The sequence below is a fragment of the Candidatus Agathobaculum pullicola genome (assembly GCF_052117205.1).
Classification (GTDB): domain Bacteria; phylum Bacillota; class Clostridia; order Oscillospirales; family Butyricicoccaceae; genus Agathobaculum; species Agathobaculum pullicola.
The window spans coordinates 83532-98871 of the sequence record NZ_JBQKJP010000006.1 but is presented as its reverse complement, the minus strand read 5'-3'; the positions used below and the strand labels follow the sequence as shown (position 1 = coordinate 98871).

Sequence of the window (15340 nt, the reverse complement as noted above, 5' to 3'; positions counted from 1 at the left end):
CGCCAAGCAGCTCGCTATCCATAATCGCCACTCCAACAACTTTCCCATGAGGCCTCTAGGTTGGTTTTCTCCCTTAGAGTTCTCTGTCCAATATGTTTGACAAACCTACAACATTCCGTGAATTACTTTTTTGCGGTAAAAGCGCTCCAATCCTCGCTCTGTGCATGCGACAAAACCGAAAAACCGTTTTGCTCCAGTGCCGTGCGCACCTCATCGGCGCGCTCGTTGAGAATACCCGAGCAAATCAGATGTCCGCCCGGCGCCAGCTTGTCCGCAAACATCGGCGCCATGCCGATGATGACGTCAGCCACGATATTGGCCACGATAATATTGTAGCCCGCACCGATTTCCTGCGCAAGCTGCGGGCTGCGCAGCGCATCGCCGCATAAGCCGATGCCAATGGAAACATGATTTTTCTCCGCGTTTTCCTGTGCGGTTTTCAAACAGTTCTCATCAATATCCACCACGGTTTTAACGTCCGCGCCCAGCATCGCCGCCGCAATTGCCAGAATCCCCGACCCGGTTCCCATATCGAGCAGCGTATCGCCCGGTCGGACAAGCTTTTCCAGCGCCGCCATACACAGCTGCGTGGTATCGTGGCTACCCGTACCGAAGGAGGAGGCAGGGTCAATTTCCAGAATTTTTCTCCCCTGCGCATCGTCTACCGTCTCCCACGAAGGCTTGATCATAAAGGTTTCGCCTACCGGGAACGGCTTGAAATACTGCTTCCAGCCCCATTCCCAGTCCTCCTGACGGGTGAGGGCGGTTTCGGTACACAAACGGCCCCATGCGTGCTCCTCGTCGCGCGCTTTTAGATTTTCCAGCGCCGCACAAATGGCGGCATATTGCTTTGCGCCGTCCTCGTCATCCGACAGATAAATTTTCAGACAGGTTTCCTGCGCGCGTTTTTCGCGCACCAAATCTTCATCCACGTAATCCCAGTAGATTTCGGTATCCTTCAAAAATTCTTCAAAATCAGCGGCGTCCTCGAGCACATAGCCCTCTACGCCGTTATCCTCCAGAAGCGCCTCGACCGGGCCGATTCCGGCTGTGGTCGTGTAAATCGTGACTTCCTTCCAGTCCATTGCATTCCTCCACATATATTCAGCGCCGCCGCGCTCTTTTCCTTCAGCCCAAATCTTATAAACGAATCAAACCATATTTTTGTTCCAGATAGTGCACAACCTCTTCCGGCTGCTCCCATGTCCCATCATACAGCGCCAGCCCCGGGTATACCCGCAGCCCCTGCTCGAGCAACTCAGCCGACTCTGCGCACAGGCACAGCGGTCGGGAAATCATATACCAGTATTCCTCCAGCGCGATCACATCATCCTCGGTTTCGAGCACCAGCTTGAGCGCACCAGCATCATCCTCCGCCGCAATCAGCGCCTCCTCCAACCGCGGCCCGCACTCGATCTCATCCGATATATCGATCGTCGGGTCAATGAAATGCGCGTTTTTGCCGTCCGGCGCCAGGATGAAATCATCATGGTCGCGCTCGACCACCGCGCCGCCCGTATGGGAGTCGATTGCCGCCAGCAGCCGTGCGGTATCGTCATGCTCCGCCGGCAGAAAAATTTCCGTATTATACAGCGTGGTCTGCGCGCGCAGCCATGCGGAATGTACGCATACACCAAGCGACAAACGGGCATACGGCGCCGTCATATCCAGCGCTTCGGTAATCGACTGCGGATCATGCGCGGTCAAAATGACCGTTGTCACACCGATGCGCTGCAATACGCCCACCGCCGCGCGCACATCCGTACCGTCGGACAGGCGGCCTTCGTCATCGTCTATCAGCAGCTCCGCAATCACCGTACGGCCGCACAGATCCCCCAGCGCCAGCACTGCCGCGCGCAGCGCCGCAAAGGTTTGCGCCCCGCGCAGGTAGTAAAACGCTGCATCATCATGCAGCAGCGGACGAAACGCCTGCTTGCACTGCTTCATGTACGCCATCGTGACCGGCCGTCCGCATTCTTCCGCGTCCGGAACGGGCGGACAATCCAGTGTCAGGCCGACCGGCAAAGGCGCAAGGCTTTGCGCCCAGACCGCACAGGTTTCTCCATTTGGCGCAATCGCGCCCGCAAAACGCTCAGGCTGCTGCCGGCAGAGCGGCAAGGCCGCCGGATCGGTCAACAGAATCTGCGGTTGATGTTCCATCGGGCATAAAGGAATATCCAATGTTATTTTCCTCCCAAGAAGAATCCCGTCCAATTAGTTTTTCTTCCAGCTGCCATCCGGCAGCGCGGTATATTGCTGCGGCTCCGCTGCTGCCAGCTTGCACAGTTCCAGCGCGGTAAGCAGCTGCTCATCCAGTTCATAGGTCTGTCCGTCCAGCGTCTGCATCGCCTCGTCCAGCGCTTGCAGCATTTCGGCCGAGGCATACAGGCCAGGCTCCATATCGTAGCTTGCAAGGAAGGACTGCACCGCACCTGTCACCTTACCGTCAAATGTATTGGTGGCCTCGTCCAGCAACCCCAGCAGCACCAGCCGCTCGGTCATAGCGTAGACGTTGTCCGACTGCATACCAAAGCGCAGGGGTTCCGTCGTATCGAGCGGCGTCAATCGCGCGGCATTGACTGTCACCGTGCGATTCTCCAGCATCACATCCGGCGTCAGGCCGACGCCCTCCCAGCAGCCCTGTTTGGGCAATTCCAACTCAAGCGTGGTGATAACCAGCTTGTCGCCGTTGAGCAGTTCCAGATGGTACTGGCCCTGCCCCTTACCGTAGGTCGTTTCACCGACCAGCGTGGCCACGCCGTTATCCTGCAGGCTGCCCGCCAGCAGCTCGGCTGCCGAAGCCGTGCCACCATCCACAAGCACGACAATTTTATTCAGCGGCAGGCCGCCTCCGGTGGAATAATGCTCCTGCAAACCGCCCATATCCTCGCGCCAGTGCACACCGGCCAGATACACATTTGCATCTTGCGTCATGGCATCCGCCATTTGCAGCGCAATATCGATCACGCCGCCGCCGTTACCGCGCAAATCCAAAATGACCGCACGCGTATTCTTTTCGTCCAGCCCTTCCCAAGTCTCCGAAAAGGCCTCCCAATCGTTCTGCGAGCCCATTGCGCTGACCTTAATATACTCCACGCCGTCCGCCATGGTCTGGCTGGATACATAGACCTGATTGACCTGCCGCCGCACGCAGGTAATGGTCAGCTCGCGGCCTTGCCGCCGCACCGTGACGGCTACGCTGGTGCCTTCTTTTCCGCGCAGCAGCTCGGCCACTTCCGGGTGTGTCATCTGTGTGGTATCCTTGCCGTCCACCGCGATGATAAGGTCCCCGATTTGCAGGCCTGCCTCCTCCGCTGCGGAGTAGCGCATCACCTCGCTGACCAGCACACCGCCCGAGCCTTGCTGGATTCCCACGCCAATGCCGACAAAGCCCTCGAGCGTGGCAAAGCCCTCCGAATATTCCTCGCTCGACAGATACATGGAATGGGTATCGAGCAGCGACAGAATATCGTTAATGACGTTATACATTTCCTCCGGATGGTCCTGCAAGTACTTATTGATATAGTTTTGCAGGATATACGGGTTATCTTCCGCTTTCAACCCAAAGCTGTCAATCAGCGACCAAACGCCGTCAAACCAGGTTTCGCTTTGTCCGTCCGGTGTGACCGCTCCTGCGGATACGGTCAGCGTCGCCGCTGCAAGCGTCAGGGCAACCAACTTTTTTGCAATCTTTTTCATTGATTCTCTCCCTTGTTCAGAGGGCAAAACACCGTTTCATATCTTTATCTTACATGCTCTCCGGTGCGTCCACACCAATCAGTCCCAGTGCGTTGGCAATGGTCTGACGGGCGGCAAGGCACAACGTCAAGCGTGCTGCGCACAGCTTTTCATCATCGCACTTGATGCGGCAGGCGTTATAGAAATGATGGAACTGCTGCGCCAGCGCCACAGCATACTTATTCAGCCGCGACGGATCTCGGCTGACCGCCGCCTGCACAATTTCCTCGGGGAATTGTGCAATCGTCTTGACCAGCTGACGCTCATCCGCGCCGGTCAGCACAGAGAGGTCGACGCTTGCCGTGTCAGGCATGGCCATGCCGTCCTCGGTGCAGTTCTTGATGACCGAGCAGATGCGCGCATGCGCATACTGCACATAATACAGCGGATTATCCGAATCCTGCTTGACCGCAAGGTCGAGGTCAAACTCCATCTGCGTCTCCGCCGCGCGGGAATTAAAGAAGAAACGCGCCGCGTCGACCGGGATTTCGTCCAGCAGATCGGTTAAGGTCAGACTTTTGCCCGTGCGCTTGGACATACGGACAACCTCGCCGCCCTGCATCATGCGCACCAGCTGCATGAGCACGATTTCCAGACGGTGCGAACCGTCCAAACCCAGCGCGTCGAGCGCGCACTGCAAACGCTTGACGTGGCCGTGATGGTCCGCGCCCCAGATATTGATGACACGGTCAAAGCCGCGCTTTTCAAACTTATTGCGGTGATAAGCGATATCCGCCGCAAAATAGGTATAAAAACCATTGGCGCGGCGCAGCACATCATCCTTATCGCAGCCGAAATCCGTCGAACGCAGCCAGAGCGCACCGTCCTCGGTTTCATAGGTCGCGCCCTTTTCGGTTAAGAGATCCATGGTTTCCTTGACGTAGCCGCTCTCATGCAGCTCGCTCTCGCGGAACCAGACATCATAATTGATCTTATAGCGCTTCAGATCGCGCTCCATGCGCGCAATGTTGGTCGGCAGACCGTAGCCCTCGATGATGGCAAAACGCTCTTCCGGCGTTTTGTCCATCAGGCTGTCGCCGTACTGCTCGACAAGGTCATGCGCCAGCGCCTTGATATCGTCGCCCTGATACCACGACGGGTCGAACTCGATGGCATCCTCGCCACGGATTTCCTGAATATAGCGGCCCTCGACCGAATGGGCAAACTTATCAACCTGATTGCCCGCGTCGTTGATATAAAACTCGCGCGTGACATCGTTGCCCGACCAGTCCAGCACGGATGCGAGACAGTCGCCCAGCACGCCGCCGCGCGCGTTACCCATGTGCATCGGGCCTGTGGGATTGGCGGACACAAACTCGATCATGACCTTTTCCGGGGTTTTGGTCTGGCTGCGGCCGTACTTATCGCCCATTTCAAACACGCCCTTGACGGCCTTTTCATACCAGCTCTGGCCCAGCGTAAAATTCATAAATCCGGGCCCCGCGATGTCCACCGTGTCAAAGCAGCTGCCCGACAAATCAAGGTTGTCTACAATCGCCTCGGCAATTTTGCGGGGCGCCATGCGCAAGGGCTTGGCGCACTGCATGGCGAAGGTGGATGCCCAGTCGCCGTTGGAAGCATCCTTCGGGGTCTCGACCGCAACGGGCGGAATATCGCCCTCGGGCAGCACACCCGCCGCCACCGCTTTATGATAAGCCGCCTCAACCACACGGGTTGCCTCGGCACGCGCAAATTCATATGCGTTCATCTGTTCACTCTCCGTTTATTTTTATCAAACCTGTATCGGCTGCGTGGATACCACCATTTCAAAATGGTGCTCGCCCATCAGCGAATGATCCACTTCCACCGTATAATCAATCACCAGCTCGCCGCCGTTTTCCCCCACGGTATTGCGCACACGCGAGGTGTGGGTGGAAACCGTCATCTCCGCGCCAACCGGTGTCTGATACAATCCAACATGCCGCTCATCCTCGGCAAACAGCATGTGCGAAGGGTATGCGCCTGTGCGGATCAGCGCGACCGTCTTACCGTCCAGCTTGACCGTGGTCTTGGTGCCTTCCAGCCCGGTCAGCTCGCTCTCCTCATAGGCGATATAATATTTGCCGCCGCGCTCGTACAGTGTTGCGGCGGTTACCAAGTTGATTCGCTCCTCATCGCAGTCGGCAAACTGCTGTTTGGAGTAAATCGACAGCCAAACGTCCTTTTTCATTGCTTGTTCTCCGTCCATGCCGTTTTCAGTAGCTTGAAATATCAACCAATCCCGCGCCCGCGTCGATCTGCTCCTGCAAAAACAGGCCCGCAAGCTGGTCAAACCCATCCGGATCATCCGAGACGAAATATCGGGTCTCGCCCGGTCCTCCGGCGGGGTCAAACCGGGTCGAGGCGAGGTTTGCCGCCTCCGCGCCCGAGTCGATGAGCGTCACATCCGGGCCCATAAAGTCCCCGATTACGTCCTCGAGCAGCGGATAGTGCGTGCAGCCCAAAATCAATGTATCCACGCCCGCGTCTTTGAGCGGCGCGAGATACTCTGCCACGACCGTTTCGATCACCACATCCCCGCGCTGCACCCGACCATTCTCGACCAGCGGCACAAACAGCGGACAGGGCTGGGTATACAGCGTCAGGCTGCCGTCCGCGTGGTGCAGGTAGCGCTCATACGCACCCGACCGCACGGTCGCCGCCGTACCAATCACACCGACCCTGCCGTTTTGCGTCATCGTCATCGCGCGGCGGCACGCGGGTTCGACCGTACCGATAATCGGAATGTCATTTTCCCGGTCGAGCAGGTCGAGCGCGACCGACGACACCGTGTTGCACGCGATGATAATGGCTTTCAGGTCAAACTGCCGCAGAAACGCAACGTCCTGCCGCGCATATTTAATGATGGTATCCCGTCCGCGCGTACCATACGGCACGCGGCCGGTATCGCCGAAATAGATGATATTCTCCCGCGGCATCAGCGCGTGCAGCCGCCGCACCGCGGTCAAACCGCCCAGACCGGAATCAAACACGCCAATCGCGCGATTATCCATGATGTTCCTCCAGCGCCAGTTCGATCAGACGGTCCAGCAGGGCAGGATAGTGCAGACCCTCGTAATCAAACAGCTTGGGATACATACTGATAGAGGTAAAGCCCGGAATGGAGTTCAGCTCATTGAACACGACCTCGCCGTCCGCATGGGTGACAAAAAAGTCCACGCGGGACAGACCACGGCAGCCGAGCGCGGCATACACGCGCAGCGCGTTATGCCGAACGGTTTCCATCTGTGTCTCGGTGATATGGGCCGGGATGTACAGTTTGGAGCTTTCATCCTTATACTTGGCGTCAAAAGTATAGAACGCCTGTGTGGGCGCAATCTCGCCCACGGTAGAGGCCACCGGATGCTGGTTGCCCAGCACCGCGCACTCGACTTCATGGCCGTCGATAAACTCCTCGACCAGCACCTTGCTGTCCAGCTTGAACGCCTCGGTCAAACCTGCGGCAAGCTCCAGCATGTCGCCCGCCTTGGCAACGCCGACTGACGAGCCTTGCGAGCAGGGCTTGACAAACACCGGGAACGCGCCGAGCGCCTCAGCTGCCGCACGGACCACGCCTTCCGCGTCGCGCTCAAAATCCTGCCGCAGCGCGAGGAAATATCCTGCCTGCCGTACGCCGGTTGTCTCCACAATCGCCTTGGTGATGGATTTATCCATCGAATTGGCGCTTGCCGCTACGCCGCAGCCCACATATGGGATGCCCGCCAGCTCCAGCAGGCCCTGCATCGTGCCGTCCTCGCCCCCGACGCCGTGCAGCACCGGGAACACGCAGTCCAGATGTACCATCTCTGTCTTGCCCTCATGCAGCAGCATCAGGCCATGTACGCCGCGGTCCGGCGAGATCACCGCCGGCACTTTATCTGTCATGCGCTCCCATGAACCGTTTTCAACGCGGTCGGGATCGCAGGTCGGGCAGTAAAACCATTTGCCCTCCTGCGTGATGCCGACCGCGTAAATCTCATATTTGTTTTTGTCCAAATTGCGCAGAATGGACGCAGCGGACAGACACGAAATATCGTGCTCGCTTGAAATGCCGCCAAATAATACAGCCAGTTTCATTTTTTCCTGTTTCGCCCCTTCTCGTTGTTGCCTTCTACTCATTCAGATAACATTATACGTCATTTGATGCGCAAATACAATGCGGAACCACGCTTTTCCGCGCATCATTTCTACAAAATTTACAATTCCTTCACACTATTTTTTGAAATATCAGTTGACGACCTATATTATATATCATATAATATTATTGCAAACACAAAAGAGAGGTGGTATCCCATGTCATACCCGATCGCCTCCTCCCTGCTCGACGGAATCGTGCTTGCAGTGGTCGAGCGGGAGAGCACTTATGGCTACCGCATCACACAGGATGTGCAAAAAGTGCTGGAAATTTCCGAATCAACCCTGTATCCGGTACTGCGTCGCCTGCAAAAGGACGGCTATCTGTCAACCTACGACGAGGCCTTTGCCGGACGCAACCGACGCTATTACAAAATTACCGAACACGGACGCGTCCAGCTCCGCCAGCACCGTATCGACTGGCAAAATTACCGAAATGGAATCGACGCGATCTTTTTTGGAGGAAATCACCAATGAACAGAACTGAGTATATGGCGGCGCTGCGGCGTGCGCTTTCCGTCCTGCCCGAGGAAGAACGCGCCAGCGCCCTGCGCTATTATGAGGAATATTTTGACGACGCAGGCCCGGAAAATGAAGAGAAAGTGATTGCCGATCTGGGCGCGCCGGAAAAAGTAGCCGGGCAGATCCTTGCGGATTATCGGGAAGTCACGCCCGTGCCGCCCGCATCGGACAATGCCGCGCCGCAGCAAAAAAAGCGCCGCTGGAACGGCATCAATCCGTGGCTGCTGGTTGTGCTGGTGCTGCTGGCCATTCCAATCGGCATCCCGCTCGCCGGCGTGCTCATCGGCCTGATTGTCACCGTGTTCGGCGTTGTTCTGTCCATTGTGCTAATGGTATTGGCATTCGCCGTGGTCGTTCCGCTCTGCCTGCTGGCGGCGGGCGTCATCCTATGCGGCATGTCCTTTGTCCTATGGAGCATGCCGGCCAGTGCGGTTATGACCCTCGGCTGCGGTCTTGCGCTGTTCGCGCTGGGTGTTCTGCTTTCACTTTTGATCATCAAGCTGTGTATTCTGTTCGTGCCTCCCCTGTTTCGCGCTTTTGTGGCCCTACTTCGATGGCCCATCGACAAATGGCGTGGCCGCACCCATAAAAACGGAGGTGACACAAAATGAAGAAACTCGCTCTTGCCTGCTGCGCTGTACTGGTGGTTGGCGGCTGCATGATGCTGGGCGGCTGGGCCGCCGGCGGACGGTTGTACGGCTCCTATTATAATGGTGTGCTGCATCCCGTTACCGAAAGCCTGCGCGACCTTACGTATGGCATACAAAGCCGGTGGCATTATTACACATGGAAAAATGAACACGGCTGGCATTCCGGTTGGTTTGAGGATCATCCGGGTGACTGGATAGGCGATACGGTTGACGATGTTGTCGATGATGCTCTGGATGTCTTTGACCCCGACTGGTGGTTCGACTGACCGGACGCACATCATGCTCCATCCGCTTTTGGAGGATGCCAACCCGATGCCCATAGAGATTTTGAGCAATTGGCGCCTTTATTCGTCGCCCCCTTGACGAACCCTCCAAAACAACGTATGATAGAAGAAAAGGAGTTTTTACTATGAATGGCAAGAAACTGTACCGCAGCGAATCCGACCGCATGCTGTGCGGCGTATGCGCGGGCATTGCTGAATATTTCGGTCTCGACTCAACGCTGATTCGCCTTGCCTGGGCTTTTCTCTGCTGTTTCGGCGGAACCGGTATTTTAGCCTATATCCTTGCTGCCATTATCATCCCGACGCAGAGCAACGTCCAGTAAAACCCCTCCCCAACGAGAGGATGTGCCCCCTTATGAGTGAAAACCACAAGCCGCTGACCGCAGAACAGACCGAATCCATGCAAACCGTTGCACAACCGTCGGAAACCGATCAAGTCGCCCTGTCCGCAGCAACTGACAGCGAGGCAATGATCGAAAGGCCAGATGATGTCACCGAGGAAGAGCCAGCCGAAGAGGCGGATAGCGATCCCGCCGATGTACGGATTTTTGGCATGCCGCGCGTGGGCTTCCACTGTACCGCACTGGGTGTGGCAGGGGGATATCTGATTTCCGGACTGGTCGGCATAGCAGGCTTTCATCCGCCGGATGCCAATATATGCGCCATCGTATGCGCTTCAATTGGCTATTTCATCGGCAACCGCCTGTACAAAAATCGGAAAACCGGGCGCGACGCTGCGGGACAAAGGCCGGAAAGCACAGAATAACAGACAAAAAAGCAGCGGATTATACGTCCGCTGCTTTCTTTTTTGTGGTATACTAAGAATAGTTCCTATGATCACCTGATAGCAACAAGGAGAGTGCATCGCATGAAAACCGCCGTTGTTTATTTCTCTCAGGGCGGCGCAACGCGGTCCTTTGCCCGCGCGGAAGCCAACGCGCGCGGCGCGGACCTGCTGGAAGCCGTACCCGTAAAAAAATACAATCCGCTGACCGCCGTCACACGCGGCTGCCCTGCCGCCATCCGGCAGAAAAGCGTGCCGCTGCAACGGGCGCTCGACCTGTCCGGCTACGAAAGGATTGTCCTGATGGCGCCGGTCTGGGCCGGTTTCCCCGCCCCGCCGTTTAACACCATGGTCAATCTTCTGCCTTCCGGCAAAGAGGTAGAGGTGCTGCTTGTCTCGGCCAGCGGCAGCAGCGAAAAAAGTCACGACAAGGTGCGCGCCCTGATTTGCAGCAAGGGCTGCAAGGTCGTCGCCCAGCGGGATATCCGCTCGCATCAATGAGCAATTACACCTATATTCTACGCTGTGCGGATGACACACTGTATTGCGGCTGGACCAATGATCTGACCGCTCGTTTAGCCGCGCACAACAGCGGCAAGGGCGCTAAATATACCCGCGGCCGTGGTCCGGTCACACTGGTGTATAGTGAGATTTTCCCCACGCAAAGCGAGGCGATGCGGCGTGAAGCGGAAATCAAGCGTCTCCCCCGCGCGCAGAAGCAGACGCTGATCCAAGCGCAAAGCGGAGGCGAGCTGCTGACCGTCTACGATGCAGACGGACGCGCCTGCGGCGAGCGGCCGCGCGCGGTCGTGCACGCACAAGGGCTGTATCACCATGTCTGTCACCTTTGGACCATCGGTATGCGGGACGGCATCCCCGGTCTGTGGCTGCAGCAGCGCCAGTTTGACCGCCCGCTTTATCCCGGTGGTTTCGATTTGTCCGCCACCGGACATATCGACCCGGGCGAAACGCCGGAAACCGCCATACTGCGCGAAGCACGGGAGGAAATCGGGCTTATGCTAAGTCCGGAGGATATCCTTCCGGCAGGCAGCTATCGCCAACAGTATGCACGGGGCGAGGACGGCGGCTTTGATGACGAGCTTGCCTTCGCTTTTCTCACCCGTATGGACGGTATTCCGCCTTTTTCCCCCGGCTGCGAGGTCGCGGATATGGTTTTCGTCGCGCTTTGCGATTTCGCCGCCGCGCATGACACTCCACATGACTTGCCCGCTTGCCGTGTAGATGGCAGTGCGCAGACCGTTCCATACGAAAGTCTGTGCTGCCTGCATCAGAGCGAGTGGGAGGGTGTACGGCCTTTACTGGAGCAAAAACTTCCATAAGAGCAAATATTGCCTTTGACTGAATCGTGTGAATTTTCTGCTCGTTTGGTTTGCTTACTTCTCCACACAATTGTTCTGCGCAACTTTTCTATTTATCTGCTGCAAACGCTTTTTGATAGACAGATATTGAGAAATCCATATCAGGAAATAAATTGCAAAGAAAATGGAAAAATAAATCAAAACACCTCCAATGCTATGTTCCATCCAACGCATAAAGTATGCCATCGGAAAGGTTGCAAGGGAACATATTATCAGGTGCGCAGCCGTTTGATGGAGAATACTCCAATCATCTATCTCCCAAATCACAGAGGCGCCAGCCCACGCCGCACCATACAATACAGAGCAAACAGATTGTAACAAAACCGCATTGATTTCCGTTCCACAGCTTGCAATCAATTCCGGAACAACCGGATAAAAGCGTCCATCGCCTATGACCAATGAAATGGCGATTGCGATAGCGGTGCTAATTGCTAAACCAATCGGCGCTCCAAGCAGACATCTGATAGCTATTTTTTTCTTCATATCATGCACCTCATATCCCTAACACTTGCTTAATTTTTGAAACATATCGCCTTGAAACATAAGTAACCGTACCATTCGTCAAGAAAACACAAATCGTTCCAGTGTAATTTAAATCAAATTTCTTGACCTTTTTAAGATTAATAATTTCAGAATTGGATATGCGAACGAAACTTATTCTATCAAGCCGCTCTTCAAGCTCATATAATCGCAACCGCAGCTGATATTCTCCACAATCCGTCACTGCAAATACCTTGCCGTTTGCTGTATAAATACGCAAAATTTCTTGCTGGTCCAAAATTTTCAATGTATCTCCTTGAAACCCTGCAAGAAATTGCGTGGTATCCTCGGCGAGTTTTTTTACAAGTGCGTTTATTTCATCGGTTATCTTATCAGTAACTACAATCACTTTGGTTTCCTTGCAGCTATCATCAATCTTGATTTCAATTTGCATTTTCCCACCTCTTGTCTCAAATATAGTATAAGAAAAACCAACAGGGATTTCCACTCTTTGTTGATAGATGGTCATTTTTACAGCATAAGTGGTTCGATGCTACCTTGCGAAATATCAGGCTGCTGTCTATCATTTTTCTGTGCGCGACTTTACCGCACATGCGCAATTGATCGCAGGCGGCAAAACCGTTACATATTACTGGCGTGGGGCAAATGTCTCCATTCTGCTGCAAACTTGCGTGTAATAGTGAAAAAGCGGCGCTTTCTTCATGAAAGCGCCGCTTTTCTTTGCTGTTTCATCAATTTTATTCCATCAAACCATCATACTGCATCCGCCGCGGCTTTTTTAGAAAAACGAACCAAGCCGGTGCGATCCAATGCAATCATCAATGCCGGAATGAGTACCAGCTGCAGAACGATACCGGGAATCGCAGTCAACAGCGCACCACTCAGGAACAACTGCCATGTGAATGCCTGACCACCCAAGCCTTGCAGCACAACCTCCGTCACACCCCATATGATGCGACCCACCACCATCGCAACAAGCAGCGACCGGTAAAGCGCAAAGATACACTTCCAGCGGGAATGTGCATACAGCGCACCAACCACCAAACCGTAGGTCGCCAGTTCAAACGACATCGCAATGCCGGTCGGGAAAATCGGCGGCATGCCAAAGAGCACATAGCGCAGCAGCGGCAAAATAAAGCCGATGATCGCGCCATACTGCCAGCCGCAGATGAGACCGCAGATGAGTACCGGAATGTGCATTGGCAGCAGCATGCTTCCAATCTGCGGAATCTGTCCGGTAAAAAACGGAAGAATCAGTCCCAATGCCAGAAACAATGCAGCCAAAACCAGATTATGAATGGATTTTTGCATGATAAAAACACTCCTTCAAAAGTCTTTCCAAGCCGCTTCTTCTGAAACAGCACAGCCTTCATGGCTTTTTTCAGGAGGTGCCGGGGAACATAAACCGCCTTCTTGGCAGCAAAATCAATTTATATAGACAGAGAATCGAATGATTCTCCAAAAAACGAACTGGTGTCTATCACCATCGGATGATACGAAAGCGGATCGCACTTGGCATGGTACCGCTTCTCCATCGGTATCCAAACACGTTCGAACATCTCATAATGAGTTCCTTCCCGCGCTTGCAGCCGTGTTTTCTGCTCTTTCTCCGCACAGGTCAGGAAAATACGCATGTCATAGGCATCGGCCAGCTGCGGATGCAGGGAATAACTCCCCTCCACTACGGTGAGCGGAGACGGTGCCACAGCCTGCGGCTGCGCCAGATGCTGTGCTGCGCAGTTGAATATACGCTGGTATACCGTTGCACCCCTCTGCGCCGGCTGTATGACTTCTGTCCACAACCGTTCCAAATCCATATTGCCGGCAGGTTTTTCCTGCCAGTCCGCCGCACGTCTTAGCATCGGAAGATAGTAATGGTCGGTATGAAACACCCGACACGGGAACAATTTCTGCAAAAGCGCGGCCAGCTGTGTTTTGCCGCTGCCGCAGCAACCGTCAATGGCGATGATAAGCGGACGCTTTTTCTGCATTTCCTGCACAATTGACAGCAAAAGCGGAAAATATCCGGCATATTCCTGCCGCAGCAGCCGATAATGCGGCTGATACGCCGCCCGAAACCGCGCGCTATGCCGAACCGGAGAAGCGTAGTCCCGTGCCGTTTCCGCCAGCCATCGGCGCAAATCTGGCTGCACGGCGCTGAGCCGCTCCAGCCGCTGCCGCAAACGCTCGGGCTTTCCTCCGCAATGCAGCGCGGTTTGCTGTATCAATCCGGCAAGCAGCCGCGCCGCCTCCTGACGAAACGCGCCGGGCCGCAGCGGAAACCGACACAATCCGCCGCCAATTCTTTCCGGTTTGAGCGGCAACGCGGTTTCCGGCACCGCTTTCCATTCCTCTGCGATGCCATCGGTCAACATTTCTATGGTTTCACCCAAATGTGTTGGGCCAAACTCGCTTTGATAGAGCAGCTTTACGCAGTCCTGCGCCTCCATCAGCGGATACCGCGCGCGATGTGCCAGCAGCAGCGCCTGATCATTCTCTGCACTCATTCCGCGATGACCTGCATCACAACCTGCACCGCACGGCGCAGATATTCCTCCAGACGGCAATCCTCGGTCCCCGCGACATAAATTCCGCAGGTGGAGGATGGAATCAGTATTTTCTTTACCTCCGCACCCGAAATGGCCGTTGCCATACGGGGAGAAACCTCGCCCAGAATACCGTTGGCCACCACGACACCGATCGGGCCGAGAATCACATCCGCACGCGCGGCATTGAACACAACAGCATTTTCTCCTGTTGCACCGTGGTCCGCACCCGCCTTCAGCATCGCATTGGTCGCCAAAGTATTGGTGCCCACACCGATCAGTTCACAATTTTCCGGCAGGCAGCTCCGCAGCAGCTTTACCAGCTGACCTCCGATGCCGCCGCCCTGTCCGTCAACCACCAGAATGCGGCAGACATTTGACTGCTTCCTCATTTCACAAAAACCTCTCAATAAGCTGTTAAAAAACAGCAGATATGTTGACACAATTATACCATATGCCAACAAAAAAAGAAAGCAATATTGGACTTTTCCTCTCCAAAGCCGCTTTCTCTTACAAAAATAGGCATCAAAAAAGTGGTGCGCTCTTATCAACGCACCACTTTCATCAATCCATTGTCTGTCACAGTCCGGGACAATGTTTACCGGCTCAAAGCGCCAATTGCAATATTGACAGCCAGACACACCGCCGCCCCGACCGCGCACAATACCGCGCGCCGTCGGCATGCTTTCGCCTTGGGATCTGCCTGCTTGTCGCCCGTTCCTTCAACGCGGCCGCAAATCATGCCATACCGCATCTGCTGGAAAACCGTCAGCGCTGCCAGCACCGCAAACGCGAGCAGCAGCACGCGCTGCACCGTTTGCAT

At 55.2% G+C, this 15340-nt stretch carries 20 protein-coding genes; 7 read left to right on the top strand and 13 right to left on the bottom strand.

From position 1 onward, the window contains the following. Positions 1–122: 122 nt before the first annotated feature. The 7 genes from prmA to ACTQ3V_RS04170 are packed head-to-tail and all read right to left on the bottom strand — an operon-like array spanning position 123 to position 7794. A complete protein-coding gene (prmA, locus tag ACTQ3V_RS04200) occupies positions 123–1085 on the bottom strand; it encodes a 50S ribosomal protein L11 methyltransferase (RefSeq protein ID WP_441466411.1) in 963 nt (320 codons plus the stop codon). A 55-nt stretch (positions 1086–1140) separates the two neighbouring features. Beyond that, positions 1141–2181 (bottom strand): hypothetical protein, encoded by a 1041-nt coding sequence (locus ACTQ3V_RS04195; RefSeq protein WP_441466410.1) that lies wholly within the window; start codon positions 2179–2181, stop codon positions 1141–1143. Positions 2182–2214: 33 nt separating this feature from the next. Continuing rightward, positions 2215–3699: a S41 family peptidase gene (locus ACTQ3V_RS04190; protein WP_441466409.1), complete on the bottom strand. Its 1485-nt coding sequence runs from the start codon at positions 3697–3699 to the stop codon at positions 2215–2217. Between the two features lie 49 nt (positions 3700–3748). Next, positions 3749–5446 carry an arginine--tRNA ligase gene (gene argS, locus ACTQ3V_RS04185; protein WP_441466408.1) on the bottom strand — a complete coding sequence of 566 codons (1698 nt, stop codon included), beginning with the start codon at positions 5444–5446 and terminating at the stop codon, positions 3749–3751. Between the two features lie 24 nt (positions 5447–5470). Continuing rightward, positions 5471–5908 carry a YwiB family protein gene (locus tag ACTQ3V_RS04180; protein ID WP_441466407.1) on the bottom strand — a complete coding sequence of 146 codons (438 nt, stop codon included), beginning with the start codon at positions 5906–5908 and terminating at the stop codon, positions 5471–5473. 25 nt (positions 5909–5933) lie between these two features. After that, on the bottom strand, positions 5934–6731 hold the full coding sequence (murI, locus tag ACTQ3V_RS04175) for a glutamate racemase (RefSeq protein WP_441466406.1): 798 nt from the start codon (positions 6729–6731) through the stop codon (positions 5934–5936). Beyond that, entirely contained in the window at positions 6724–7794 is a 1071-nt protein-coding gene (locus tag ACTQ3V_RS04170; protein ID WP_441466405.1) for a D-alanine--D-alanine ligase family protein, read from the bottom strand. Before ACTQ3V_RS04170 ends, murI begins: the two co-directional genes overlap by 8 nt. 216 nt (positions 7795–8010) lie before the next feature. Here ACTQ3V_RS04170 and ACTQ3V_RS04165 point away from each other — a divergent pair, with 216 nt between their 5' ends. The 7 genes from ACTQ3V_RS04165 (at position 8011) to ACTQ3V_RS04135 (ending at position 11431) form a co-directional block, all read left to right on the top strand. Then, the gene (locus tag ACTQ3V_RS04165; RefSeq protein WP_441466404.1) at positions 8011–8328 is read left to right on the top strand and encodes a PadR family transcriptional regulator; all 318 of its coding nucleotides are present in this window, start codon (positions 8011–8013) and stop codon (positions 8326–8328) included. After that, positions 8325–8984: a DUF1700 domain-containing protein gene (locus ACTQ3V_RS04160; RefSeq protein ID WP_441466403.1), complete on the top strand. Its 660-nt coding sequence runs from the start codon at positions 8325–8327 to the stop codon at positions 8982–8984. The genes ACTQ3V_RS04165 and ACTQ3V_RS04160 overlap by 4 nt, the downstream gene beginning before the upstream one ends. Next, positions 8981–9289 (top strand): hypothetical protein, encoded by a 309-nt coding sequence (locus ACTQ3V_RS04155; protein WP_441466402.1) that lies wholly within the window; start codon positions 8981–8983, stop codon positions 9287–9289. The genes ACTQ3V_RS04160 and ACTQ3V_RS04155 overlap by 4 nt, the downstream gene beginning before the upstream one ends. Before the next feature lie 143 nt (positions 9290–9432). Then, entirely contained in the window at positions 9433–9630 is a 198-nt protein-coding gene (locus ACTQ3V_RS04150) for a PspC domain-containing protein (protein WP_441466401.1), read from the top strand. A 32-nt stretch (positions 9631–9662) separates the two neighbouring features. Beyond that, positions 9663–10073, top strand: coding sequence for a DUF2273 domain-containing protein (locus ACTQ3V_RS04145; RefSeq protein ID WP_441466400.1), 411 nt, complete (start codon positions 9663–9665; stop codon positions 10071–10073). Between the two features lie 102 nt (positions 10074–10175). Continuing rightward, entirely contained in the window at positions 10176–10592 is a 417-nt protein-coding gene (locus tag ACTQ3V_RS04140) for a flavodoxin family protein (RefSeq protein WP_441466399.1), read from the top strand. Beyond that, positions 10589–11431 (top strand): GIY-YIG nuclease family protein, encoded by an 843-nt coding sequence (locus ACTQ3V_RS04135; RefSeq protein ID WP_441466398.1) that lies wholly within the window; start codon positions 10589–10591, stop codon positions 11429–11431. Before ACTQ3V_RS04140 ends, ACTQ3V_RS04135 begins: the two co-directional genes overlap by 4 nt. Positions 11432–11485: 54 nt before the next feature. On the opposite strand, the gene ACTQ3V_RS04130 is transcribed toward ACTQ3V_RS04135, so the two are convergent. The 6 genes from ACTQ3V_RS04130 to ACTQ3V_RS04105 form a co-directional block, all read right to left on the bottom strand. Continuing rightward, positions 11486–11953: a DUF3021 domain-containing protein gene (locus ACTQ3V_RS04130; protein ID WP_441466397.1), complete on the bottom strand. Its 468-nt coding sequence runs from the start codon at positions 11951–11953 to the stop codon at positions 11486–11488. A gap of 10 nt (positions 11954–11963) precedes the next feature. Continuing rightward, complete coding sequence (locus ACTQ3V_RS04125) at positions 11964–12404, bottom strand: LytTR family DNA-binding domain-containing protein (protein ID WP_441466396.1); 441 nt, start codon at positions 12402–12404, stop codon at positions 11964–11966. Between the two features lie 320 nt (positions 12405–12724). After that, positions 12725–13282: an ECF transporter S component gene (locus ACTQ3V_RS04120; protein WP_441466395.1), complete on the bottom strand. Its 558-nt coding sequence runs from the start codon at positions 13280–13282 to the stop codon at positions 12725–12727. A gap of 119 nt (positions 13283–13401) precedes the next feature. Further along, positions 13402–14478, bottom strand: coding sequence for a uridine kinase family protein (locus ACTQ3V_RS04115; protein ID WP_441466394.1), 1077 nt, complete (start codon positions 14476–14478; stop codon positions 13402–13404). After that, on the bottom strand, positions 14475–14909 hold the full coding sequence (locus ACTQ3V_RS04110; protein WP_441466393.1) for a DUF3842 family protein: 435 nt from the start codon (positions 14907–14909) through the stop codon (positions 14475–14477). Before ACTQ3V_RS04110 ends, ACTQ3V_RS04115 begins: the two co-directional genes overlap by 4 nt. Positions 14910–15115: 206 nt before the next feature. Continuing rightward, positions 15116–15340, bottom strand: a complete 225-nt coding sequence (locus tag ACTQ3V_RS04105; protein ID WP_441466392.1) for a hypothetical protein — start codon at positions 15338–15340, stop codon at positions 15116–15118.

Excerpts from the sequence above, each read along its gene's own strand:
- prmA (WP_441466411.1), bottom strand. The coding sequence starts at position 1,085 with ATGGACTGGAAGGAAGTCACGATTTACACGACCACAGCCGGAATCGGC.
- ACTQ3V_RS04190 (WP_441466409.1), bottom strand. The coding sequence starts at position 3,699 with ATGAAAAAGATTGCAAAAAAGTTGGTTGCCCTGACGCTTGCAGCGGCG.
- argS (WP_441466408.1), bottom strand. The coding sequence starts at position 5,446 with ATGAACGCATATGAATTTGCGCGTGCCGAGGCAACCCGTGTGGTTGAG.
- ACTQ3V_RS04180 (WP_441466407.1), bottom strand. The coding sequence starts at position 5,908 with ATGAAAAAGGACGTTTGGCTGTCGATTTACTCCAAACAGCAGTTTGCC.
- murI (WP_441466406.1), bottom strand. The coding sequence starts at position 6,731 with ATGGATAATCGCGCGATTGGCGTGTTTGATTCCGGTCTGGGCGGTTTG.
- ACTQ3V_RS04170 (WP_441466405.1), bottom strand. The coding sequence starts at position 7,794 with ATGAAACTGGCTGTATTATTTGGCGGCATTTCAAGCGAGCACGATATT.
- ACTQ3V_RS04165 (WP_441466404.1), top strand. The coding sequence starts at position 8,011 with ATGTCATACCCGATCGCCTCCTCCCTGCTCGACGGAATCGTGCTTGCA.
- ACTQ3V_RS04160 (WP_441466403.1), top strand. The coding sequence starts at position 8,325 with ATGAACAGAACTGAGTATATGGCGGCGCTGCGGCGTGCGCTTTCCGTC.
- ACTQ3V_RS04155 (WP_441466402.1), top strand. The coding sequence starts at position 8,981 with ATGAAGAAACTCGCTCTTGCCTGCTGCGCTGTACTGGTGGTTGGCGGC.
- ACTQ3V_RS04150 (WP_441466401.1), top strand. The coding sequence starts at position 9,433 with ATGAATGGCAAGAAACTGTACCGCAGCGAATCCGACCGCATGCTGTGC.
- ACTQ3V_RS04145 (WP_441466400.1), top strand. The coding sequence starts at position 9,663 with ATGAGTGAAAACCACAAGCCGCTGACCGCAGAACAGACCGAATCCATG.
- ACTQ3V_RS04140 (WP_441466399.1), top strand. The coding sequence starts at position 10,176 with ATGAAAACCGCCGTTGTTTATTTCTCTCAGGGCGGCGCAACGCGGTCC.
- ACTQ3V_RS04135 (WP_441466398.1), top strand. The coding sequence starts at position 10,589 with ATGAGCAATTACACCTATATTCTACGCTGTGCGGATGACACACTGTAT.
- ACTQ3V_RS04130 (WP_441466397.1), bottom strand. The coding sequence starts at position 11,953 with ATGAAGAAAAAAATAGCTATCAGATGTCTGCTTGGAGCGCCGATTGGT.
- ACTQ3V_RS04125 (WP_441466396.1), bottom strand. The coding sequence starts at position 12,404 with ATGCAAATTGAAATCAAGATTGATGATAGCTGCAAGGAAACCAAAGTG.
- ACTQ3V_RS04120 (WP_441466395.1), bottom strand. The coding sequence starts at position 13,282 with ATGCAAAAATCCATTCATAATCTGGTTTTGGCTGCATTGTTTCTGGCA.
- ACTQ3V_RS04115 (WP_441466394.1), bottom strand. The coding sequence starts at position 14,478 with ATGAGTGCAGAGAATGATCAGGCGCTGCTGCTGGCACATCGCGCGCGG.
- ACTQ3V_RS04110 (WP_441466393.1), bottom strand. The coding sequence starts at position 14,909 with ATGAGGAAGCAGTCAAATGTCTGCCGCATTCTGGTGGTTGACGGACAG.
- ACTQ3V_RS04105 (WP_441466392.1), bottom strand. The coding sequence starts at position 15,340 with ATGCAAACGGTGCAGCGCGTGCTGCTGCTCGCGTTTGCGGTGCTGGCA.